This window comes from Kitasatospora sp. GP30, from assembly GCF_029892145.1.
In the GTDB taxonomy this organism is placed as follows: domain Bacteria; phylum Actinomycetota; class Actinomycetes; order Streptomycetales; family Streptomycetaceae; genus Kitasatospora; species Kitasatospora acidiphila.
Map to the genome: position 1 here is coordinate 375,673 of NZ_JARZAH010000001.1, position 20,941 is coordinate 396,613.

At 72.9% G+C, this 20,941-nt stretch carries 17 protein-coding genes and 1 pseudogene; 10 read left to right on the forward strand and 8 right to left on the reverse strand.

Annotated features, from left to right (window positions below; translation table 11 throughout):
• Positions 1-77: 77 nt before the first annotated feature.
• On the reverse strand, positions 78-983 hold the full coding sequence (locus P3T35_RS01745; protein WP_101381043.1) for an AraC family transcriptional regulator: 906 nt from the start codon (positions 981-983) through the stop codon (positions 78-80).
• Entirely contained in the window at positions 980-1,564 is a 585-nt protein-coding gene (locus P3T35_RS01750; protein ID WP_180356502.1) for an isochorismatase family protein, read from the reverse strand. The genes P3T35_RS01745 and P3T35_RS01750 overlap by 4 nt, the downstream gene beginning before the upstream one ends.
• A gap of 144 nt (positions 1,565-1,708) precedes the next feature.
• Here P3T35_RS01750 and P3T35_RS01755 point away from each other — a divergent pair, with 144 nt between their 5' ends.
• Both P3T35_RS01755 and P3T35_RS01760 read left to right on the forward strand, forming a co-directional pair.
• Complete coding sequence (locus P3T35_RS01755; protein ID WP_101385100.1) at positions 1,709-2,116, forward strand: DUF3224 domain-containing protein; 408 nt, start codon at positions 1,709-1,711, stop codon at positions 2,114-2,116.
• Positions 2,117-2,193: 77 nt separating this feature from the next.
• Positions 2,194-3,756 carry a hypothetical protein gene (locus P3T35_RS01760; RefSeq protein ID WP_101381044.1) on the forward strand — a complete coding sequence of 521 codons (1,563 nt, stop codon included), beginning with the start codon at positions 2,194-2,196 and terminating at the stop codon, positions 3,754-3,756.
• A gap of 43 nt (positions 3,757-3,799) precedes the next feature.
• On the opposite strand, the gene P3T35_RS01765 is transcribed toward P3T35_RS01760, so the two are convergent.
• The gene (locus tag P3T35_RS01765; RefSeq protein ID WP_101381045.1) at positions 3,800-4,405 is read right to left on the reverse strand and encodes an HAD-IA family hydrolase; all 606 of its coding nucleotides are present in this window, start codon (positions 4,403-4,405) and stop codon (positions 3,800-3,802) included.
• An 82-nt stretch (positions 4,406-4,487) separates the two neighbouring features.
• Positions 4,488-4,843, reverse strand: a pseudogene (locus P3T35_RS01770) (ABC transporter ATP-binding protein); the annotation flags it as partial.
• A 128-nt stretch (positions 4,844-4,971) separates the two neighbouring features.
• Between P3T35_RS01770 and P3T35_RS01775 the strand changes: the two are divergent.
• Positions 4,972-6,543 (forward strand): protein kinase, encoded by a 1,572-nt coding sequence (locus P3T35_RS01775; RefSeq protein WP_101381046.1) that lies wholly within the window; start codon positions 4,972-4,974, stop codon positions 6,541-6,543.
• 62 nt (positions 6,544-6,605) lie between these two features.
• On the forward strand, positions 6,606-7,568 hold the full coding sequence (locus P3T35_RS01780) for an MmcQ/YjbR family DNA-binding protein (protein ID WP_101381047.1): 963 nt from the start codon (positions 6,606-6,608) through the stop codon (positions 7,566-7,568).
• A 72-nt stretch (positions 7,569-7,640) separates the two neighbouring features.
• Here the strand turns inward: P3T35_RS01780 and P3T35_RS01785 are convergent, their stop codons facing one another.
• Positions 7,641-9,017, reverse strand: a complete 1,377-nt coding sequence (locus P3T35_RS01785; protein WP_280703971.1) for a hypothetical protein — start codon at positions 9,015-9,017, stop codon at positions 7,641-7,643.
• Positions 9,018-9,220: 203 nt separating this feature from the next.
• A complete protein-coding gene (tatA, locus tag P3T35_RS01790; protein ID WP_101381048.1) occupies positions 9,221-9,484 on the reverse strand; it encodes a Sec-independent protein translocase subunit TatA in 264 nt (87 codons plus the stop codon).
• Positions 9,485-9,748: 264 nt separating this feature from the next.
• Between tatA and P3T35_RS01795 the strand changes: the two genes are divergently transcribed.
• Positions 9,749-10,012, forward strand: coding sequence for a hypothetical protein (locus P3T35_RS01795; RefSeq protein ID WP_101381049.1), 264 nt, complete (start codon positions 9,749-9,751; stop codon positions 10,010-10,012).
• A 191-nt stretch (positions 10,013-10,203) separates the two neighbouring features.
• Here the strand turns inward: P3T35_RS01795 and P3T35_RS01800 are convergent, their stop codons facing one another.
• Entirely contained in the window at positions 10,204-11,361 is a 1,158-nt protein-coding gene (locus P3T35_RS01800; protein WP_101381050.1) for an acyl-CoA dehydrogenase family protein, read from the reverse strand.
• Between the two features lie 240 nt (positions 11,362-11,601).
• Between P3T35_RS01800 and P3T35_RS01805 the strand changes: the two genes are divergently transcribed.
• A complete protein-coding gene (locus tag P3T35_RS01805) occupies positions 11,602-12,789 on the forward strand; it encodes a TetR/AcrR family transcriptional regulator (protein WP_101381051.1) in 1,188 nt (395 codons plus the stop codon).
• A 38-nt stretch (positions 12,790-12,827) separates the two neighbouring features.
• On the opposite strand, the gene P3T35_RS01810 is transcribed toward P3T35_RS01805, so the two are convergent.
• Complete coding sequence (locus P3T35_RS01810) at positions 12,828-13,127, reverse strand: hypothetical protein (protein WP_101381052.1); 300 nt, start codon at positions 13,125-13,127, stop codon at positions 12,828-12,830.
• Positions 13,128-13,372: 245 nt separating this feature from the next.
• On the opposite strand from P3T35_RS01810, the gene P3T35_RS01815 reads away from it, so the two are divergent.
• The 4 genes from P3T35_RS01815 (at position 13,373) to P3T35_RS01830 (ending at position 20,910) form a co-directional block, all read left to right on the forward strand.
• Positions 13,373-15,271 carry an ATP-binding protein gene (locus P3T35_RS01815; RefSeq protein WP_101381053.1) on the forward strand — a complete coding sequence of 633 codons (1,899 nt, stop codon included), beginning with the start codon at positions 13,373-13,375 and terminating at the stop codon, positions 15,269-15,271.
• Between the two features lie 127 nt (positions 15,272-15,398).
• Entirely contained in the window at positions 15,399-17,804 is a 2,406-nt protein-coding gene (locus P3T35_RS01820; protein ID WP_101381054.1) for a hypothetical protein, read from the forward strand.
• A 200-nt stretch (positions 17,805-18,004) separates the two neighbouring features.
• The gene (locus P3T35_RS01825) at positions 18,005-19,900 is read left to right on the forward strand and encodes a threonine/serine exporter family protein (RefSeq protein WP_280703972.1); all 1,896 of its coding nucleotides are present in this window, start codon (positions 18,005-18,007) and stop codon (positions 19,898-19,900) included.
• A 56-nt stretch (positions 19,901-19,956) separates the two neighbouring features.
• Positions 19,957-20,910 (forward strand): hypothetical protein, encoded by a 954-nt coding sequence (locus tag P3T35_RS01830; protein WP_101381055.1) that lies wholly within the window; start codon positions 19,957-19,959, stop codon positions 20,908-20,910.
• Positions 20,911-20,941 lie beyond the last annotated feature (31 nt).

A 20,941-nucleotide genomic window follows, 5' to 3' on the forward strand; every position in this document is an offset into this window, starting at 1 on the left:
GGACCAGGCCGCCGATGGGGGTGCGGTGGACGACCTGCTGCGAGCCGCCGGGGGCCGGAGCCTCAGGGCCGCAAGCGCTACGCCCGTGCGCGGAGGCGGCGCAGCATCCGGGCGTCTTGGAATCCGACCGCATGCGCCGCCGATTCGCTGGTCGCGCCGTGCGAGATGAGGTGTTCGGCGCGTTCGAGCCGCAGCTCCTGCTGGTAGCGCAGCGGGGTCAGGCCGGTGGCCGCGGTGAAGCGGCGGGTGAGGGTCCGTTCGCTGACTCCGGCGGCGGTGGACAGGTCGGACAGGCTCAGCCTGCTGGTGTAGCGGGTGTCGATCAGATCCTGGACCTGGTGGACCGCGTCGACGAGATGGGCCCGGTGGCGGAGCATGGCGCTGGCCTGCCGTTCGTCGCCGTTGCGGCGGGCGTAGACCACCATGGAGCGGGCGATCCGGGCGGCGGCCGACGGCCCGTGCCGGACCGCGACGAGGTGCAGCGCGAGGTCGATGCCGCTGGCGATGCCGGCGGAGGTGACGACGCGGTCGTCCACCACGTACAGCACGTCGGGGACGACGCTCGCCCGCGGATAGCGCGCGGCGAGCTCGTCCTGTACTTCGTGGTGGGTGGTGCAGTGGCGGCCGTCCAGCAGCCCGGCCCGCCCGAGCACATCGGCACCGGAGCAGACGCTGGCGACCGTGCCGCCCGCCGCATGGTGGGCTGCCAGCCGCTGCAGTGTGTCCGGGGTGAGAGCACCGCTGTCACCCGGGAAGGGCGAGCGCCAGCCGGGGACCACGACCAGGTCGTCGGCCGTGAGGGCCGGCCAGCTGGTGGCGGCCCGCAGTGTGACGCCCTGGGCCGATGGGACGTCCTCCTGCTCGGCCACGTAGCCGATCTCGTAGCTGTGGCCGAGGTCGGCCGCCGTCGAGAACACCTGGGCGGGCCCGGCCAGGTCCAGCAGGTGCAGCTGCGGGACGAGCAGGAAGACGACATGGGTCACGATCCGGTCAGCTCCTCGACGGTGGCGATGGTGGCGAAGCGGCCCGCGAGCGCGTACTCGGTGCGGGCGATGATCTCGTCCGTGGCCAGGGTGCGCGGGTCGGCGAGGATCTCGTCCAGCGTGCGGTCGGCCGGCGCGTCCCGGTGCGGGATGGGGTTGGTCGCGGTCGCGTCGGTGACGAAGGTGACCTGGTAGCCGAGGTCGGACGCGACCCGCGCGGTCGTCTCGCAGCACTGCTCGGTGCGGATGCCGCTGATCAGGAGGTGGTTGATGCCGCGCTGGGTGAGGAGCTGCTGCAGGTTGGTGGTGGTGAAGGCATTGTGCGAGGTCTTGGTGATGATCGGCTCGCGCTCGGCCGGGACCAGCCCCTCGATCAGGCGGACGTGGCCGAGCGCCGGATCGAACACCGTGCCGGTGTCCGGCTCGGCGTGCATCACCCAGACGACGAGGTCGCCCTTGGCCCTCGTGGCCTCCACCAGGCGGTTCACCTGGCCGACGATATCGGGGTTGGAGACGGCGGCCCAGTTCGGGCGCTGGCGGAAGGACTCCTGGACGTCGATCACGATGAGTGCGCTGTTCATGTGTCCATCCTGGCCGCCGGGAGCCCCGCTGCTGAAGACCTGATCGTGTCCCGGTGCGGAACGATCCGGTCAGACGGTCAGGCACTGGTGGCTGGCGGGCGCGCTGCTGACCTGTTGTCAGTCCCGTTCCGTACCGTCATTCCCATGAGAGCCACCGGTACCTTCAGTGTCCTGTCCTTCGTGCCGACCGACCTCGCGCCCGAGCCGGCCATCGCCACCAATGTGCCCGTCGGGGTGTCGCGAATGAAGAAGCGGTTCGAGGGCGAGGTCGCCGGGCGGTCGGCGACGCTGTTCACGGCGGCCTTCGACCAGACGACCGGGACGGGGACGTATCTGGCGATGGAGTCCTTCGAGGGGGAGCTGAACGGGCGCCGGGGCGCGTTCAACTTCGTGCACTCGGCCAGCACTTCGGGCACCGACCGGAGCAACGAGTTCTTCGCCGTCGTGCCGGGTAGCGGCTCGGGGGAGCTGGTGGGCATCACGGGCACGGGCGGGCTGACCGTGGAGGCGGACGGGACGCACCGGATCTGGCTGGAGTACACGATTGATTGATCGGGCGTCAGAAGTAGTGAACAGCGAGAAGGCGAAAGGGTGGTGGGGATTCGGCGGTCTGCGCCAAGGTATTGGATGTGATTGACGCACAGTCGGATGAGCTGGTGATCCTGGTCCACGGGACCTTTGCGGGCGACAAGGACAGGCGCGATGAGGGGCCGCGCTGGTGGCAGCGGGGCAGCACCACTTGGGAGGCCCTGACCGAGGTGCTGCCCCCGGGGGCGGTGCTGCCGGACGAGGAGACCGGGCTCTTCCATTGGACAGGCGCCAATGCGCAGTCGGAGCGATTGCGGGGGAGCGCCGATCTGCTCGCCGTGCTGCTGTGGTTGGAGGAGCAGGGGCGGTCGTACCACCTGGTCGGCCACAGCCATGGCGGCTCGGTGATCTGGGAGGCGTTGGTCTCGGCGCAACTCCTCTCCGAGACCAAGAAGGTGCCTTCATCCTTGAGAGGCCCGCTGGGGATCGCTCCGTCCTCGCTGAAGTCCAAACGCTGGGTGGAGTGGGCGCAGTTGAGGGGGCTGCGCAGTGTGACCACGGTGGGGACGCCGTTCCTGCACTTCCTGCCCAGAACGACCTGGCTCACCAGCGGCTGGCGCAGTCGGCACTTCACCCTCAAAGGGCCCGACGTCGGCTTCGTGCGAAACATGGTGGGCTTGTCGTTCTATGTTCCGGCCCTGGCTGCCATGGTGGGCTCGGTGCTCGGCCTACCCGCCCTGACCATCGGCGCGGTGCTCGAAGTGTTCGACGTCGCGGTCCCGTTCGGGTTGATGGGGTTAGCCTGGGGCGCCGCCCTGGTGCTGACGGCGGTCCTGCTCGGCCCGGCCAACCGGCTCCTGTTCGCCGACGCACTCACCCACCGGGCGCAGACCTCGCGCACGGTGTTCGAGCGCTTCGCGGACCGCTGGCTCGGCCTCTGGGCGCCCGACGACGAGGCCATCGGAATGCTGCGGGGCGTGGCCGCCCCACGGCGCCCGGACTACCGGTGGCTCTGGCATCCGGCGGCTGACCGCGAGCCCTGGGCCACCCCGGAAGGCATGGGGGCGCCGATACCGCGCGTCCCGGTCCGGATCGCCGATCCGATATCGAACACCGGCATGGTCCCCCACGCGTCGCTCTGGAAGCTCACCCGCACGCTGGGCCCGCTGCGAGCCGCCTTCAACCGCTGGATCGGCCCGCGCATTTCGGGCGCGATCTCCCGGCTGCTGCTGCACACCGTCCAGGGCAACGACCTGCCGTACACCAGCCTGGTGTACGCGTCCCCGTGGCCGCTGCCACTGGACGACCTACCGCCGGGGCTGCCCGAGACGCTCGCCTTCCGGCTGACCGCGCACGCCAATGCCAGGGCAGCTCAACTCGCCCCAGCCATCCGGGAGATCCTCGCCCAGGCCGCGCTGGACGGCATCTCGCTGCCGCAGGCGGCGGCCAGTCGGCAACGGCCGCGTCCGGACGGCGCTCTGGTGCACACCGGCTACTTCGAGGATCCGGAGCTGGTGCGGTTGATCGGCCTGCACATCGAGCGCCACATGGCCCGGCCGCCGCTCAAAGCCCTCGACGAGCCGGCGCTGCTGAGCTGGCTCGACGAGAACGCCGAGGCGGTGCAGCGCCGGCTCGCGCAGTTCCGCAGCGCCGTGCCTGAGTGACGGCGCGGGCTTTCGCCGCTCAGCCGAGCCGGCGTGCGGGCTCTCAGCCGCCCAGGTGCCGTTCGATCCGGGCGATCGCGTCGGCGTTGCCGGTGAACAGGTGCGAGTGCATGCCGACCGCCCGGGCGCCCTCGATGTTGGGGGCGTGGTCGTCGATGAAGAGGCACTCGGCAGGGGTGGCGTCCAGCGCGGTGAGGGCGGCCGCGAAGGCGCGCGGGTCGGGCTTCTGCACGCCGATCTCGTGCGAGTAGACCAGGTGCTCGGCCAGGCCCGCGAACCCGTAGGCGGCCTGCTCGCGCTCCCGGGCGCCGACGAAGCTGTTGCTCAGGACCGCGATGCGGCAGCGGGACCGCAGGCCCGCCAAGTAGTCGATCATCTCCTGGTTGGGGCTGCCCAGGTAGTCCGCCCACAGGTCGTCCAGCAACGCGGTGAGCTGCTCGCCATCGAGCCCTAGCCGCGCGGTGAGCTGGGCCGACACCCCGGGCTCGTCGATCCCGCCGACCATCCCGGCCGCCCAGACATCGGCCATCCGCTCCTCGATCGCCCCCTCGGGCAACCCCAGCCGCCGCTCCCACCGCCCGGGCCAGCCGGTGTGCGGGGTGAGCTCCAGGACGCCGCCGATGTCAACGATCAGGCAGGGCAGGTTCATACGGGTTCCCTTCGTGGATGCAGTGGGCAACTGCGCTCCACGCTGGGGGTTCCCGTTGGGTGAAGGTCAAGCGCGGGCGGCCTCAGCGCACCCCGGACGCCGCCGGGCGCGCCGCCGCCCGGGCCGCCCAGCGGCCCTCCTCGCGGGTGATCCGGACCGGGTGGTCGAAGCAGGCGCTGATCAGGTCGGTGGTCACCACGTCGGGCGCGGGGCCACCGGCCACGCAGGTGCCGTCGCGCAGGAGGAGGGCGTGCGAGGTGGTGGTGGGGGAGCTCTTTCAGGGTGGTGGGTGACCAGGACGCTGGAGAGGGAGGGGTGGAGGCGGCGCAACTCGTCGAGGCTGGTGAGGAGTTGCTCGTGAGCCGTCAGGTCGAGGCCGGTGGCGGGCTCATCGAGGAGCAGCACGCGGGGATGCGGCATCAGGGCGCGGGCGATCAGGGGTTCGCCCCCGTCCCGTCGCCGTTCCACAGGGTGGACTGCGCTCGACAGGGAGTCCGCCGCTACTCTTCGCAGGAGCCCAGGTCGGTCCAACGGCCGGCAGCACGGACTACGAGGAGCTGGACCAGGTGATCGGACGAGCGCTGAACGGCCGCTATGAACTGGTCGGCACCCTCGGGGTCGGCGGCATGGCCACGGTGTACCACGGGGTGGACCGGGTGCTGGGCCGCCCCGTCGCCGTCAAGATACTCAACGGCGGGCTGGCCGAGGACCCGCGGTTCGCCGAGCGGTTCCAGCGGGAGGCGCAGCATGCCGCGATGCTGGTGCACCCGCGGATCGCCATGGTCTTCGACTCCGGGATGGACGAGGGCTCCCCGTACATCGTGATGGAGCTGATCAGGGGCCGCTCGCTGAGCTCGGTGCTGGCCGAGGCCGGGCCGCTGCCGGTGGAGCGGGCGGTCGGCATCGCGGCGGCGGTCTGCGAGGCGCTGGAGGTCGCGCACACGGCCGGCCTGGTGCACCGGGACATCAAGCCCGGCAATGTGATGCTCACCGACGACGGCGGCGTCAAGGTGGTGGACTTCGGCATCGCCCGGGCCTCCGACTCCGGCCAGCAGCTGACCCAGACCGCCACCGTGCTCGGCACCGCCGCCTACCTCTCCCCGGAGCAGGCCACCGCCGGCGAGGTGGACGGCCGGGCGGACCTCTACGCGCTGGGCTGCGTGCTCACCGAACTGCTCACCGGCGAGCCGCCGTTCACCGCGGACACGCCCGTGGCGATCGCCTTCAAGCAGGTCACCGAGGAGGCCGCGCCGGTCAGCCTGCACCGTCCCGAGGTGCCGCCGGCGCTGGACATCGTGGTGACCCGGCTGCTCGCCAAGCGGCCCGAGGAGCGGCCGGCCACGGCGGCCGCCGCCCGGGCCGAACTGCTGGCCGCGGTGCCGGTGGCCGGTGCGGTGGACCGCACCGCCGAGCTGCTGGCGACGGCCGCGTCGGACGGCGACCGGACCACGGTGCTCCCGATGGGATCCGGGAGCGGCGTGGCGGGCTTCGGAAACGGCACCGGCGGCTTCGGCGGCGGTACGGGGGGCTTCGGAGCCGTCCCGGCCGCCACCTCGCTGATGGAGGCGCTGCCGGGGCAGTCACCCGAGCCCGCACCGGCGCCCCGGTCCCGCCGCACCATCGCGCTGGTGCTCGGCGGCGCGGGCGTGTCGGTGGTGGCGCTGCTGGGCGTGCTGGCCCTGGTGAACCCCTCCTCGTCGAGCAACCCGCCGGCCGCCGCGCACTCGCAGGCCGCGAGCCCGGCGGCGACCCAGCCGGCCACCGCCCCGACGACCGGCGCCTCGGGCCCGGCCGCTCCGCCGTCACCGAGCGCACCCCGCCAGACCCCGGGCACCCCGATCGCCGCCATCGCCGGACTGCGCACCGACATCGCGGCCACCCCGATGCAGCCGAAGGACCGCCAGGCCGCGCTGATCAAGACCCTGGACACCGCGACCGCCGCGCTGAACGCCCAGCAGCCCGCCCAGGCGGACCTTGCCCTGAAGGCGGCGCAGCGCCAGGTCCACGACCTGAGCAAGAAGCACACCATCGACGCCCAGACCGCCGCCGGCTGGCAGCGCCAGCTCAGCGCGATCATCGGCTCCCTCGGTGCCGGTGGCGGCGCCACCGCCAACGCGGGTGACAACGGGGACAACTGACGCGGCGCCACCTCGACGTGTGGCACCATGCCCTCATCGGTGGGACGACGGGGGGGTACGGGGTGGCCACGGTCGAACAGGTCAGAGCGGCGGCACTACGGCTGCCGAGGACCGAGGAGCACCTGATCCGCGACCGGGTGAAGTTCCGGGTCGGCCGGATCGTCTACCTGGCGCTCTCGCCGGACGAGACGACGCTCGGCTTCGCGTTCCCGCGCGAGGAGCGGGCGGCGCTGCTGGCCGCCGAGCCGGACCGGTACCTGCCGCCCGTGCCGTCCGACGAGCGCTACAACTGGCTGCGCCTGCGCCTGGCGGCGTTCGACGAGGCCGAGCTCACCGAGATCGTCGAGGAGGCCTGGCGGATGGCGGTACCCAAGAAGCTGGCCGCCTCGGTCCTCATGCCGGTCGGGCCCACCCTGGCCGAACTGCGGGCGGCCGCCGAGGTGTTCGCCGGCTACGGCGCGGTGGACACGGGCTGGGAGCGCTGGGCCGCCGAGACCGCGCCGGCCGCCGATCTGGCCGACCCGGCGCACCGGGCGGCGCTGCACCGCTGGCTCAACTCCTGGGGCTGCCGGATCCGTTACCCGCGCCCCGGGGAGCCGGACCTGATGGCGGACGGCCTGGCGGGGTGGTGGCAGCGGCACGCCGCCGCCCTGCCGGCGGTCAGCCTGCTGAAGCTGACGGACCAGCAGATCGACCGGCTGGCCGACGCCTACGCCGAGCTGCAGGCGCTGCCGGTCGGCCCGACCCGCACCCTGGGCCCGACTGCTGCCGCCAAGGCGCTGTACGCCCTGCGCCCGACCGCCGTGATGCCCTGGGACGCGGCGATCGCCAAGCGGCTGCACGGCGCCCGGGACGGCGCCGCGTTCGCCCGCCATCTGCGCTGCGGGCGCGCCTGGGCCGGCGCGGTGCTGGCCGAGTCCGGGCTGACCGAGCAGCGGCTGCCGGCCGCGCTGGGGCGCGGCTCGGTGCCGCTGGCCAAGGTGCTGGACGACTACCTGTACGTGACGATCACCGCGGCGGGCTGACGGCGACTGCGGCGGGCTGACCGGGGCGGGCAGACGGCGACTGCGGCACGCTGACGGTCACTGGCGGCGCCGTCAACCAGGGGACCGAGCGGCCGCGCCGGATGTGACACGCTCCCCGGGTTCGTCCAGGAACTCCACCACCGCCAGCACGGCGAGCAGCCCCACCGTGAGCCAGACCACCACCAGGTCGGTCGGATACTCCCAGCTCACCAGCACGCCGAACGCCGCCAGCACGGCAGCCCAGTCCAGCCACAGCTTGGTCCGGTGAACGAACCGCCCGACCGGCCCCAGCCGCATGCCGAGCCGCCCGGCGACCCGCCGGACCTCGCCGATCCCGGCCTGCCAGAGGGTGCGCACCGTGCGCGCCCAGCGCCCGGAACCGCTCACCCAGGCGCCCAGCGCGACCAGCACGCCGAGTACCAGCACCAGGCGCACCCCGGCGTACAGGTAGTGCGTCAGCGCGTCGTAGACGGCACCGGCCGCCCCCTGGTTCACATCGGCGGGCAGCCGGTCCAGGTAGATCGGCCGGAACGCGTCCATCCCGATGCCCAGCAGCGCGGTGGCGCCCGCCATGGCGAGCGCCACCGTGACGGCGGCCCGCCGGCGCCGGGCGGCGGCCAGCACGCCGCCGACGGCCAGCAGCACCGCGGCCACCGGCACCCAGGTCCCGGCCACCTCGAGCAGCCGCAGCAGCGTCCGGATCTGGGGGATGCTGTCCGACTCGAGCAGCACGTAGTCGGTGTGCACGGTCGGGATCTGCTTGGCGACGCTCAGGCCGTTGGCCACCAGCTGGGTCTTCACCTGGTCGATCACGGGCGCCAGGTCGAGGGTCACGGTGTTGCCCTGGATCTGCACCGCGCCGCCGCCCTGGCCGGTCAGCACGCGGTCCAGGGAGCCATGGGCCGTCCGGTTGATGTTGACCCACAGCGTGGCGAACTGCTCGCTCTGCACCAGCTTGGCCACCTGGTCGTGCACCAGGGAGCTGATCGAGTTGGTCACCGCCCCGCCGGCGGCGTTCAGCAGCTGCTTGATCAGCGGCTGGTCGGCGCTGGGCACCAGGGAGAGCAGCTTGTCGATCGGCAGCGCGCCGACGATCCCGCTGGTCACCCGGTCGGTGACGGCGGCCTGCACGTCCGGATGGCTGGCCAGCGGACCCACCGTGGCCACATAGCGGTTGGTGTCGGTGATCTGCGAGTGGGCCCAGGTGGCGACCACCGACAACGGGGCCAGCAGCGCGGCCAGGATGATCAGGACGGCGGAGAGCAGGCTCAGCGGGCGGAACCGGAAGCCGCGCTTGTGCCGTTCCAGGGCGGTGAGCCGACCGCGCAGCGCGGCGAGCTCGGCGGCGTCGCCAGCGGCGTCGCTGCTGCCGGCGCCGCTGTCGTCGGGCCCGGGCTCAGCGGGCTCGGGGCCCTCGGGAGGCGGTTGGCTGGGGGGATGACTGGCCACCAGATCAGGAGATACCGGGATAAAACGGACGGCCACTCGAGTCGGCAAGCGGGTCAGGCATGCGGGTCAGGCATGCGGGTCAGCCGTGAAGGTCGGGCATGCGGGTCAGGCGCGACTTGGGCATGACGAAGCCCCTGACGGTCCATCGGGCTGCGACGGGTCAGGGGCTCGCGAGAGACCGAGAGGGTGCCTGGACCGGGGTCTCAGGTGATGTTGTCCCTGGCCACGGCGTCCTCGGCCTTGGTGACGTTGACCCGCTCCACGGCCGGGCGGTCGCCGGCCGTGGACTTGGCGGTGCCGTCGGAGTCCGCGCCGTCCTCGCGCATCGCCTTGGTCTCGGCCTTCAGAATGCGCATCGACTTGCCAAGCCCGCGCGCCATCTCCGGCAGCTTCTTCGAGCCGAACAGCAGGATGATGACGACCAGCACCACCAGGAGGTGCCAGGGCTCCAGACCGTTGCGGAACATCCCTGACCACCGGTCCCTTCGGTTTACTCGCCGTTGCAGAGCCGGGCGGGCCGCCCGACCCTGCAAGTATGCCTAACCCGGAGCCGGAACGTATACACCGCTCGGGAAACGGCGGTCAAAGAGGCGGTGACGGAGTAGGCTGCGGCGGGTTTCGGGCGCGTCGTGGTCTACACCACACTCCGGGTCTGCGCCGCGCCCGGGTAGGCACCCCGGTCGGACCCGTCCGGGGTGCGAGAGCGCGGCGCCGGTCCGATGGTGGGTCACATGACGAACACCCAGAAGATCTCCATGGGAATCCAGCCCAACCGGCAGCTGATCGGCGCCGGCATGGTGCTCGGCGCGGTGGGCGCGGCCGCCGCCACGGTGGGCACGATCATGATTTTCTCGGCTCTCGCGGCGGCGGGGCGGAGCTGGCTCCGGCAGTTGGAGACCGCCCCCGCCGAACGGGCCTCCCGGGCGCTGACGCAGGCCAAGGCCGCCTCTCAGGCCGGACTGGACGCCTGGCGCAGCGCGGCCGCGTCCAACTAGTCCCCGGCTGGTCCTCGGCGGGGCGCGCCGGCCGGTCAGCCGCCTCGCCGCACGGCCGCGCGGCTCTTCCGCGCGGCTCCTCCGGACGGCTCCGGCAGCTCGCCCGCGCCGCCGGTGGCGAGCGCGGCGGGGCTGGACGGTCCGAAGCCAGGGCATTGGCCGCCCGGGCCTCGGACCGCTGCCGCAGGGCCTTACAGCCCCAGCGACTTGGCGATGATGGTCTTCATGACCTCGCTGGTGCCGCCGTAGATCCGGAACACCCGGTTGTCGGCGTACAGGCGCGCGATCGGGTACTCCAGGATGTAGCCGTAACCGCCGTGCAGCTGGAGGCACTTGTCGACCACCACGGAGGCGGCCTCGGTGGTGAAGAGCTTCGCCTCGGCGGCGTCGGCCACCGTCAACTCGCCCTTCTGGTACAGCTCCAGGGCCTGGTCCACGAACGCCTGCATCGCGGTGACCTGGGTCTTGCACTCGGCCAGCACGAACTTGGTGTTCTGGAACTCGGCCACCGCCTGGCCGAAGACCTTGCGGTCCTTGACGTACTGCAGTGCGAAGTTGACCGCTGCGGCGGCCACCGCGTAGCCGCTGACCGCGATCGCCAGGCGCTCCTGCACCAGGTTGTGGGTCAGGTAGCTGAACGCCTTGCCCTCCTCGCCGAGCAGGTCGGCGACCGGCACCTTGACGTCCGCGAAGGCGAGTTCGGCGGTGTCCGAGGTGCGCAGGCCGATCTTCTCCAGCTTGCGGCCGACGGTGTAGCCCTCGGACTTGGTGTCCACGCAGAGGATGGAGAGGCCGGCGCGGCGGTTGGCCGGGTCGTACGGGCTGGTCCGGGCGACCACCAGGACCAGGTCGGCCAGCACGCCGCCGGTGATGAAGGTCTTGGCGCCGTTGAGGACGTAGTGGGTGCCGTCCTCGGAGAGCTTGGCGGTGGTGGTGATGCCGGCCAGGTCGGAGCCGGTGCCGGGCTCGGTCATGGCGATCGCGGTCATGATCTCGCCGGAGATGAAGCCGGGCAGCCAGCGCTGCTTCTGCTCCTCGTTGGCGTACTCCAGCAGGTACGGCAGCACCAGGCCGGTGTGCACGCCCGACGAGCCGAAGCTGACGCCGGCCCGGGCGGTCTCCTCCATGAGCACGGCCTGGTACTTGAAGCCCGTCTCGCCCGCGCCGCCGTACTCCTCCGGCACCTCGATGCCGAACACGCCCAGCTCGGCGAGCTTGTTGTAGAAGCTGCGCGGCGGGTGGCCGTCCTTCTCCCAGGTCTCGTAGACCGGGACGACCTCCTTGGAGATGAAGTCCCGGATCGTCGCCCGGAACGCCTCGTGGTCCTCGTTGTACACAGTGCGGCGCACGACGGCGCTCCCTTCGCACAGGGGCCTGCCCGGCGGGGCCGGTCGGGGCTGCGGCCGCGCTCCCGGATGCCGGGTTGAACGGGGCCTAAGTTAATCCCCGGTAGCTTTGCTGTCCAGGGTGGGCGCGTGCCTTGGGTGACCGTTTCCACCCGCCCCCGGGGCCCGTGGCAGTGGACCTGGGTCGACTTTTTGTGAATCATTGCTAGCCACAGGCCCGCAGGGCGGAGGAGGCGAGCGCGGATGGACCGGGAGGCGGCGGTGGCACGCCGGCCGCGCGGGCGCCGCACCCAGATCCTGCTGGCGGCCGCGGAGCAGTTCCATCGGCGCGGCTACCACCAGGTGGCGATGGCCGAGGTGGCGGCCGCCGTCGGCATCACCGCCCCCGCGCTCTACCGGCACTACCGGGGCAAGCCGGAGCTGCTGCGCCAGGCGGTCCGCGGCGGCCTGGACGAACTGGACCGGGCGGTCACCGCGGCCGGGGCACGGCCGGAGCGCGGACCGGTGGCGCTCGCCGAGGCGCTGGCCGCCGTCGCCCTGGACCAGCGGGCGCTGGGCACGCTCTGCCAGCGGGACGCCCGGCTGCTGCCGGCCGCCCAACGCTCGGAGCTGCGCCGCCAGTTGTGCGCCACGGTTCGCTCCGGAGCGGGGCAGCTGCGCACGGCCCGCCCGGAACTCGCTACAGGCGAGGCTGAGTTGCTGCTCTGGTCGGCGCTCTCGGTGGGCGGCAGCCTGTCGTACCACACCTTTGCCCCGCCGCGCCGGCGGTTCGAGCAGCTGCTCTCGGGGCTGCTGCGCGGTGTGCTTGAAGCAGAAGTCGACACAACGTCAGATGCGATGAGCAAGAGGCGAGTTGATGAGGAGGAGCCGGTCGGGCGCCGCGAGGAGCTGCTGGCCGCCGCCGTGCGGCTCTTCGATGAGCGCGGCTTCGACAACGTCAGCACCGACCGGATCGGTGCGGCGGTCGGCATCGCCGGGCCCAGCCTCTACAAGCACTTTCCAACTAAGGTCGACCTGCTGGCCGCCGCCCTGGTTCGCTGCCGGGAGCGGCTCTGGCACGAGGTGGCGGGCACCCTGGCCGGGCCGGGCGAGCCGGCTGCCATGCTGGTGAACGGCCTCGCCGCCTATGTCGACTTCGCCCGCCGGCACCACCACTACCTCGGCGCGATGGTCAGCGAGACCGAGCGGCTGGCCGAGCCGGACCGCACCCGGGCGGTGGACTTCCGCCGGGACTTCCTGCGGCTCTGGGTCGACCTGCTGCGGCAGGTGCGCCCGGAGTACGACAAGGCCGAGGCCCGGATCCGGGTGCACGCCATGTTCGCCCTGGTCAACGACGGGGTGCGGCACCCGGCTTGGCGGCGGACCGGCCAACCGGCGCCGGGGCTGGCGCAGTTGGCCGGCATCGTGCTGGGGCTGCCGGGAGCGGCCTGACGGGGTGAGCCCTTGGTCAGGGCCCACCCCTGCGCGGATCAGCCGTTGTGCACCTGGTTCACATTGTCCTGCTGCGCACCGACGTTGCCTCCGTTGCCGGCCGCCAGCGTGGTGTTGGTCTGGTTGCTGCCGCCGGAGCCGGTGGCCACCTGCAGCCCGCTGTTGCTGTTGCCGGCCACGCTGCCGACGATGTTGCCGGAGCCCCAGTTGCTGACGATGCTGCTGTTGGAACCGTTGCCGGCGACGGCGCCATTGTCGGCGGCCTGGGCGCTGCCGGCACCGATCAGCAGGAAGGCGCCGAGCGCGGTGACGGCGGCGAGAGTCCGGGTACGGGACACGATGGTCTCCCTAGGAGTGCTGGTACTGCTGCGAGTTGGCGCCTGCGGGGTGGCCGCCCCGGGTGCGCCGCTGGTTGTGGCGTCGCACAGAAAGCCTCCCTCGCCGTCGACCTTTGGAGCCAGGAATCGAGGACCGATTCCCTCAAAAGGGTCATAACACCCAGAAATCCCACTGCGTCAGGTTTAGGCCCGGCGAGGGCAAACCCGGTGGTCCGGCGATTGTCAGACTGGCAGACTGGGGCCTCATGTCTGAAGAAGGTCACGAGAACCTGCGCACCACCGAGGTCGATCTCGGCGGACTGGTGAGCGTCCTCGCCACCCACCTCTACTCCACGCCGCTGGTCGCCCTGCGCGAACTCGTCCAGAACGCCCACGACTCGCACACCCGGCGCCGCCTGGAGGACCCGGCGGGCGCCCACCGGGCCGTGATCCGGGTCAGCGGCGACCCGGTCCGGCGCACCGTCGCCATCGAGGACACCGGCGCCGGCCTCACCGAACCGGAGATCCACGCCTACCTGGCGACCGTCGGCACCGGCTACACCCGGCTGCTGCGCGACCTCACCGGCAACGAGGACCTGATCGGCGCCTTCGGCCTGGGCTTCCTCTCCGCCTTCTCGGTGGCCGACGAGGTCACCGTCACCACCACCTCGCACCGCGCCCCCGAACTCGGCCACCGCTACCGCAGCCGCGGCGGCGAGCAGTACAGCGTCGACCCGGTGGCGCCCCGCCCGCGGCCTGGCACCGTGGTCGAGCTGGCCCTGAAGCCCGAGCACGCCCACCTCGCCGACGAGGAGGTGCTGCGCGACGTGCTGGCCCGCTACTGCGTGCTGCTCGGCGTCCCGGTGCACGTCGGTGACGACGAGCACCCGGTCAACGCGGTCCCGGTGCCCTGGCGCGAGGACCTGCCCGCCGGCGAGCAGCACGCCGCCCGGATGGCCTTCGCCACCGCCTTCGGCCGCCGCTTCGAACCGCTGACGGCTTTTCCGGTCGAGCCGACCGAGCAGACCGACGCCGCCGGCCTGCTCTGGGTGCAGGACGGCGGCACCTACGGCAGCAGCGACAACCGCGACCTGGCCGTCTACCTGCGCGGCATGCTGCTCGCCGAGGACGCCCGCGACCTGCTGCCCAGCTGGGCCGGGTTCATCGGCGGCGTCGTCGAGTCCAACCGGCTCACCCCCACCGCCAGCCGCGAGGACCTGCAGCGCGACGAGCACTACCGGGCCCTCCAGCAGACCCTCGCCGACGCCATCGTCAACGGCCTCTACGAGACCGCGCGCCTGCACCCGGCCGCCTGGCGCCGCATCCTGGCCCGGCACGGCCAGGAACTGCTCGGCGCCGCGCTCTGCGACGACCGGCTCTTCACCCTGCTCGCCGACGACGTGCCGGTGCCCACCTCGCAGGGCGACCTGACGGCGGGTGCGCTGCGCGCGGCCGGCGGCGGCGCGGTGCACGTCGCGCTGGGCTCCGGCGGCGGCTTCGAGGAGATGCTCTACCGCGCCATGCGGGTGCCGATCGCGCGCGGCGACCGCTACGCCGTGCTGCCGTTCCTGCGCCGCTACGCGCAGCTGCGCGACTGCCGGATCGTCGAGCTCGGCAGCGAGAGCGGCAACCGGGAGCTGTTCCGCGACCCGCAGACCCCGCTGCCGCCCGAGGAGGCCGGCTGGCTGGCCGCCGCGCTCGCCGACGAGGGCGAGCAACTGGTGCCGGCCAGGTTCGACCCGCCGGGCCTGCCGCTGGTGCTGGTCCCGGACCGGGAGGCCGAGCTGAAGGCCCGGATCGAGGACGACCAGGCCGACGCCCGGATCCCGTCCGCCGCGCTACGCCTGGCCCGGGCGTTCACCGCCCGCACCGACGGCAGCGTGCGGGCCCGGCTCTACCTCAACACCGACGCCCCCGCCGTGCGCGACCTGCTGCGCGCCTACCGGGCCGGCCACACCGGGGCCGCCACCGCCGCCGGACTGCTCCGCTCGGTCAAGGTGATCATGGCGGCGGCCGCCTCGGACGCCCGGGCCGGCGACGACCTGACCGCCGCGCTGGCCGGCATCGGCACCGCCGTGGCCGCGCTGACCGCCCCGGCTGACGGAATGTCAGTGGACGTGGGCACACTGTTCCCGCAGGACGACGGCGGGGAGGACGAGCGATGAGCGAGCGGTGCGGGCACCCCCGGCCGGAGGCTGGGGGAGCGGCCATCATTGAGAGGTGCGCGTGGGCGAATGCCCCCGCCGAGCATGGGGGTACCACCCGGCCGAAGGCTGGGGGAGAGGTGGGCGCATGAGCACTGACATCTGGGACTGGGTCTACGAGACCCACACCCGGCTGGTCGAGGGCGGCCAGCACCGGCTGGCCACGGCGTTGGTGGAGATCGCCGGCCATGCCGTCGACGGCCGCAACGACCAGCTCGACGCGATGTATCCCGAGGCGCTGGCCTCGGCCCGCGCGCTCAACCTGCCCTGGGTCGAGGTCTTCCTTCGGCACTGGCGGCTGCAGAACCTGCTGAACAAGCGCCACCAGGGTGAGCGGGCGATGGCCGAGGCGGTCTCGCTGCTGGAGTTCGCCCACCGCGAGGAGACCGCCGGCTGCCCGCAGTCGGTCTGCGCGGTGCAGGACTTCACCATCTGCCACGCCAACATCGACGGCCCCGGGTACGTGCCGGAGCGGCTGGCGGTGCTGGAGGAGGCGCTGGAGCGGGTCGAGCCGGCCCGAGCCTGCTTCGACTGCCTCTCCCGGGAGTACGCCGACACCCTGGAGGACGACGGCCGGGCCGATGCCGCCCTGGCCCACCTGGACCGCGCCCAGGCCCGGATCCAGGCAGCCGGCGAGACGGTCTCGCTCTCCTTCGGCCACGCCCGCGCCTCCGCCCTCCACCGGCTCGGCCGGCACCAGGAGGCGCTGGACTCGCTGGCCGCCGCCGAGCAGGCGTACACCAAGGCCGGGCACAGCCTGGACGACGACGACCGGCGCAAGTGCGGCGTGATCCGGGCCCGGCTGCTCGCCCACCAGGGCCGGCTCGACGAGGCCCTGGCCGAGCTGCCCGACGCCGCCGAGGCGGACGAGTTCGCCGACGTCCGGCACCGCTGGGCCGAGGCCGTCGACCTGCTGACCGCCGCCGACCGGTACCCCAACGACGCCCTGCTGGGCGCCCGGCTGGCCCGCTGGGTCTCCTACCTGGACGCCGCCGGCTCCCACCGCCCCTGCCTGGACCTGGCCCTGACGGCGGGCCGAATCGCCGTGCGGCGCGGCGCCCGCGAGGTGGCGCTGGCGCTGGCCGCCACCGGGGAGCGCAAGCTGGCGCTGCTGCGCCGCACCGGCCCGGTGGCCGACCGGCTGGCCGAGCTGCGGGCGGCGGCGCTGGCCCTGCCGGTGGCCGAGCTGCCGGTGCCGGCCGCCGAGCTGCTGGCCCACCTCGCCGGGCGCGATGGGGGCACCTCCCGGCCGAATGCTGGGGGAGAGGCCGCGCCGGCCGACCCGGAGGCCGACCTGGAGCTGCTGGCCGCGGCCTGGGCGGCGGCTGACGACGCGTTGCCGCCGCCCGCCGCGACCGACCTGCTGCTGAGCCTGGCCGGACTGCTCGCCTCCCTCGGCCATGAGCAGGCCTCCGCCGGGCTGCTCTGGGCCCGACTGGACCAGGACCCGGACCACCAGGACTTGGTGGGCATGCTCGGCTCGGTGCTGATCGAGGCCCGGGACGGCGACGGGATCCGGCGGCTGGCCGACCGGGTCGCCGCCGCCGACTCGCCCCAGGGGCACTGGCTGCGGGCCCGCTGGGCGATGGCCGAGAGCCGCTGGCCGGAGGTGCTGGAGCAGTGCCGGGCGTTGCTGCGCGCGCACCCGGACCGGCTCAACCCGCGCCGGATGGCCGCTGCCGCCGCAACCGAGCTGGGCGACCACGCCGCGGCCCAGCAGTTCTACCAGGACCTGATAGAGCACTCGCAGTCCCCCGAGGAGACCCCGCTCGACCAGCCGCACCGCACCGTGCAGCCGGCCGACCTGTGGCAGCTGATCACCGCGGCGACCGCCAACCGCGACTGGCCGGTGGTCCGGTGGACCGGGCGCCTGCTCGGCATCGAGTTCGACCAGCCGGACGGTCCGGTGGACGAGGAGTGGCAGTACGTCATCGTCCGGGCCCGGCGGGGCAACGGCGCGCAGACCGATCTGCCGGCCGTGCGCACCGGCCCGGCCACCGCGCGGATCCTGCCGGTGCTCGGCGAGGACATCGCGCTCAACCACGGCGACGTGGTGGTGTTCCGCCCCGAGCTGCTGGAGCCGGCCCCGGCCGAGGACGCCCCGGAGCAGGAGAAGGAGCGCTGGCGGCCCACCTTCGAGCTGCTGACCCTGCTCGACCCGGCCGGCTACACCACCTGGTTCGTGGACGGGGCCTGGCCTGGCGAGGCCGGCTGGGAGGCGCTGCGGCACGGGCTTCGGGAGCGCGGCTTCGGGATCTGGGCCTACAGCGGCGAGCAGTACCTGATCATCGACCCGGTCGCCGGGGAGGTCACGCTGCCCGGCATCTACGCGGCGATCGGCGTGCCGCCCACCGCCTCGGCGGTCGAGGCCGACGCGCTGCTGGAGGCGCTGACCGTCGACTGGCCGCACCGGCTCAGCTGGCTCGACCTGGCCAAGGCGGCCGGCGTCGACACCGCCCGGCACGAGGAGGCGGTGCAGCTTTACGGGCTCTGAGACGCCAAGGCGTCTGAGCTGCGGTGATTCTCCCCACCGGTAGGGATGCGGCATCGCGTTCGACCACCCGGAAGTCGTATCGTCGGGATGGCCGGTCCGGTACGCGCGGTAGCCGGGAGCGGCCGACTTGTCCATATGCGTCATGACTTGGCGTCGGGCAAGGTGGAGCCGGAGATCACCAGCAGTCAGGAGCAGCAGCAGTGCCTAAGCGGGGCCGTCGGGGTGGGAGTGAGCAGCGGGGCGGCAGTGCCCACAAGGGTGGTGAGCCGGTTCCGCCGTCCCAGGCGCCGCCCACCGAGAACCTGCTCGCCAACCCCGCACCACCGGCCGACCAGGTGCAGCTGATCCCGCTGGCCCCGCTGCCGCAGGAGACCGAGGGGCTGCTGACGCCGGGTCAGCGCACCGGTGAGCAGCCGCTGCCGTCCGTGGCCGAGGAGACTCCCGAGGAGATCACCGAGGAGACTCCTGAGGGGATCACCGAGGAGACTCCCGAGGACGCCGTCGAGCAGCGGCCCGAGCTCGTGGACTCCGACGAGTTCGCCGCCTTCGAGGCGTTCGGCGGCGGCTCCGAGGACACCCTCTCCCCGGAGGTCTGGCGGGCCGTCGGCTACAACCCGCCCAGCGGCGCGATCCCGATCCTGCAGCAGGGCCCGCGCGGCACCGAGCCCTGGCCGGACCGGATGCGCACCCTGCTGCGTACCCCGATGTCCGAGCGCCCGGCCTCCGAGCGGGCGCCGCACCTGGCCAAGTCGGAGTCCGTCGCCCGCAACGTGCCCCGGGTCTTCGACCTGACGCTGCGCATCGGCGAGCTGCTGCTCGCCAGCGGCGAGGCGGCGGAGGACGTGGAGGCCGCCATGCTCGGTGTCACCCACGCCTACGGGCTGGACCGCTGCGAGCCGCAGGTCACCTTCACCCTGATCTCGATCTCCTACCAGCCCTCGCTGGTGGAGGCACCGGTCACCTCGGCCCGGGTGGTGCGCCGCCGCACCTCCGACTACACCCGGCTCGCGGCGGTGTACCGACTGGTCGCCGACATCACCGGCGGCAACGTCACGGTCAACGACGCGTACCGCCGGCTCGCGGCGATCCGCCGCAACCGGCACCCGTACCCGGCGTGGGTGCTGTCGCTCACCGCCGGTCTGCTCGCTGGCGCCGCGACGTTCCTGGTCGGTGGCCGCGTGGACGCGAAGGCGTGGCTGGTCTTCGTGAACGCGGTGGCCGCCGCGATCATCGGCGACCGGCTGGCCTCGCTGGTGGCCGGCCGCGGGCTGCCGGAGTTCTACCAGTTCGTGCTGGCCGCGATGCCGGCTGCCACGTTCGGCATCATCCTGTCGCTGAACAGCTCAGGGCTGCGCGGTTCGGTGGTGGTCACCGGTGGCCTGTTCGCGCTGCTGCCCGGGCGCGCGCTGGTCGCCGCCGTGCAGGACGGCCTGACCGGCTTCTACATCACCGCCGCCGCCCGCCTGCTGGAAGTGGTCTACCTGGTGGCGGGCATCGTCATCGGCGTGATGCTGATCCTCTATGCCGGAGTCAGCTTCGATGCCCAGCTGAGGCCGAGCGAGTCGCTGGTCGGCAACTACAACCCGCCGGTGCAACTGGTCGCCGCGATGCTGCTGACGCTGTTCTTCGCGATGCTGCTCCAGGCGAGCCGCCGTACCCTGGCGCTGGTCACGCTCAACGGCGGCATCGGCTGGACGGTCTACGGTGTGCTGGTCTACAACGGCGGGGTCTCGCCGATCGTGGCGACCGGGATCGCGGCCGGCGTGGTCGGCCTGTTCGGGCAGCTGATGGCCCGTTACCGGTACGCCTCGGCGCTGCCCTACGTCACCGCCGCGCTCGGCCCGCTGATGCCCGGATCCGCGCTGTACCTGGGGATGCTCGCGTTCGCGCAGGGGCAGTCCTCGTCCGGCCTGGTGTCGATAAGCAAGGCGGCCGCGCTGGCCATGGCGCTGGCGGTCGGGGTGAACCTCGGCGGCGAGGTGGCCCGGCTCTTCATGAAGGTGCCGGGGCCGAGCGGCGGGATCGAGGTGGCGGGCCGCCTGGTGCCGTACCTGACCGGGCCGCGCCGGGCCGCGAAGCGTACCCGCGGCTTCTGATCGCCCGTTGAAGGGGGCAGCACGCCGATGACCGCGAGCCCGAGGACGTAGCACCGATGCAGTTGGCCGGCCTGGTGGAGGCATACCGCACGCACATCGTGGCCGCGCACAAGCAGCCGCTCTTCCTGCTGCTGGCCGGGTTCATCAGCTCGTTCGTCTTCATCAGGTTCAGCGTGCGGATGATCCGGGCCAAGGTGCGCTGGTGGCCCGGGAACATCACGCCGGGCGGGCTGCACATCCACCACATGGTGTTCGGGGTGGGCGCGCTGCTGGTGGCCGGGACCGGGGTGTTCGCCACCAACGGCGGCCGCCCGTGGATCGACTGGTTCGGGCTGCTCTTCGGCATCGGCTGCGGCCTGGTGCTGGACGAGTTCGCGCTGATCCTGCACCTGGAGGACGTCTACTGGAAGGAGGAGGGCCGCAAGTCGGTGGACGCGGTGATCCTGGGCATCCTGGTCACCGGCCTGCTGCTGATCGGCTTCGTGCCGCTCGGGGTGGTGCCCGGGGCGGGCGGCGCCGAGGGGTCGGGGCGCTGGGGCGTGGTGGGGATCATCTCGTTCAACGCGCTGATGTCGATCGTCGCGCTGCTCAAGGGCAAGGCGTGGACGGGGCTGCTCGGCATCATGGTGCCCGGCCTGTCCTGGATCGGGGCGGTCCGGCTGGCCCGGCCGTCCAGCCCCTGGGCGCGCTGGCGGTACGGCGACCGGCCGCGCCGGCGGGCCCGCGCGGTGCGGCGGGACCGGCTGCTGCACGCCCGGGTGGACCGGGCCCGGATGTGGCTCTTCGACCTGATCGCGGGCGCCCCCGACAAGGTGCCCGCGCACCACGCGGTGACCCACCGGATGGCCGAGCGGGTGGCGGCCCGGGCCACCGCGCACCTCGACCCGAACCGTGCCAACCGCCCGGCCGCGGCGCCCACCGAGCGCGCCGCCGACCAGCGGCGCCGCATCGTGCAGGCCGGCCGGGTCCGCTCCTACCGTGCGCGGAGCGCGCGCCGGCGCGGGCCCTGACCCCGAGTGGGGGCCGACTGCATCCGGGATC

What these genes read in the sequence shown, in the direction of transcription:
- P3T35_RS01795 (WP_101381049.1), top strand. Translation starts at nt 9,749, where the DNA reads ATGACGAACACCCAGAAGATCTCCATGGGAATCCAGCCCAACCGGCAG.
- tatA (WP_101381048.1), bottom strand. Translation starts at nt 9,484, where the DNA reads ATGTTCCGCAACGGTCTGGAGCCCTGGCACCTCCTGGTGGTGCTGGTC.
- P3T35_RS01750 (WP_180356502.1), bottom strand. Translation starts at nt 1,564, where the DNA reads ATGAACAGCGCACTCATCGTGATCGACGTCCAGGAGTCCTTCCGCCAG.
- P3T35_RS01765 (WP_101381045.1), bottom strand. Translation starts at nt 4,405, where the DNA reads ATGAACCTGCCCTGCCTGATCGTTGACATCGGCGGCGTCCTGGAGCTC.
- P3T35_RS01805 (WP_101381051.1), top strand. Translation starts at nt 11,602, where the DNA reads ATGGACCGGGAGGCGGCGGTGGCACGCCGGCCGCGCGGGCGCCGCACC.
- P3T35_RS01830 (WP_101381055.1), top strand. Translation starts at nt 19,957, where the DNA reads ATGCAGTTGGCCGGCCTGGTGGAGGCATACCGCACGCACATCGTGGCC.
- P3T35_RS01815 (WP_101381053.1), top strand. Translation starts at nt 13,373, where the DNA reads ATGTCTGAAGAAGGTCACGAGAACCTGCGCACCACCGAGGTCGATCTC.
- P3T35_RS01820 (WP_101381054.1), top strand. Translation starts at nt 15,399, where the DNA reads ATGAGCACTGACATCTGGGACTGGGTCTACGAGACCCACACCCGGCTG.
- P3T35_RS01755 (WP_101385100.1), top strand. Translation starts at nt 1,709, where the DNA reads ATGAGAGCCACCGGTACCTTCAGTGTCCTGTCCTTCGTGCCGACCGAC.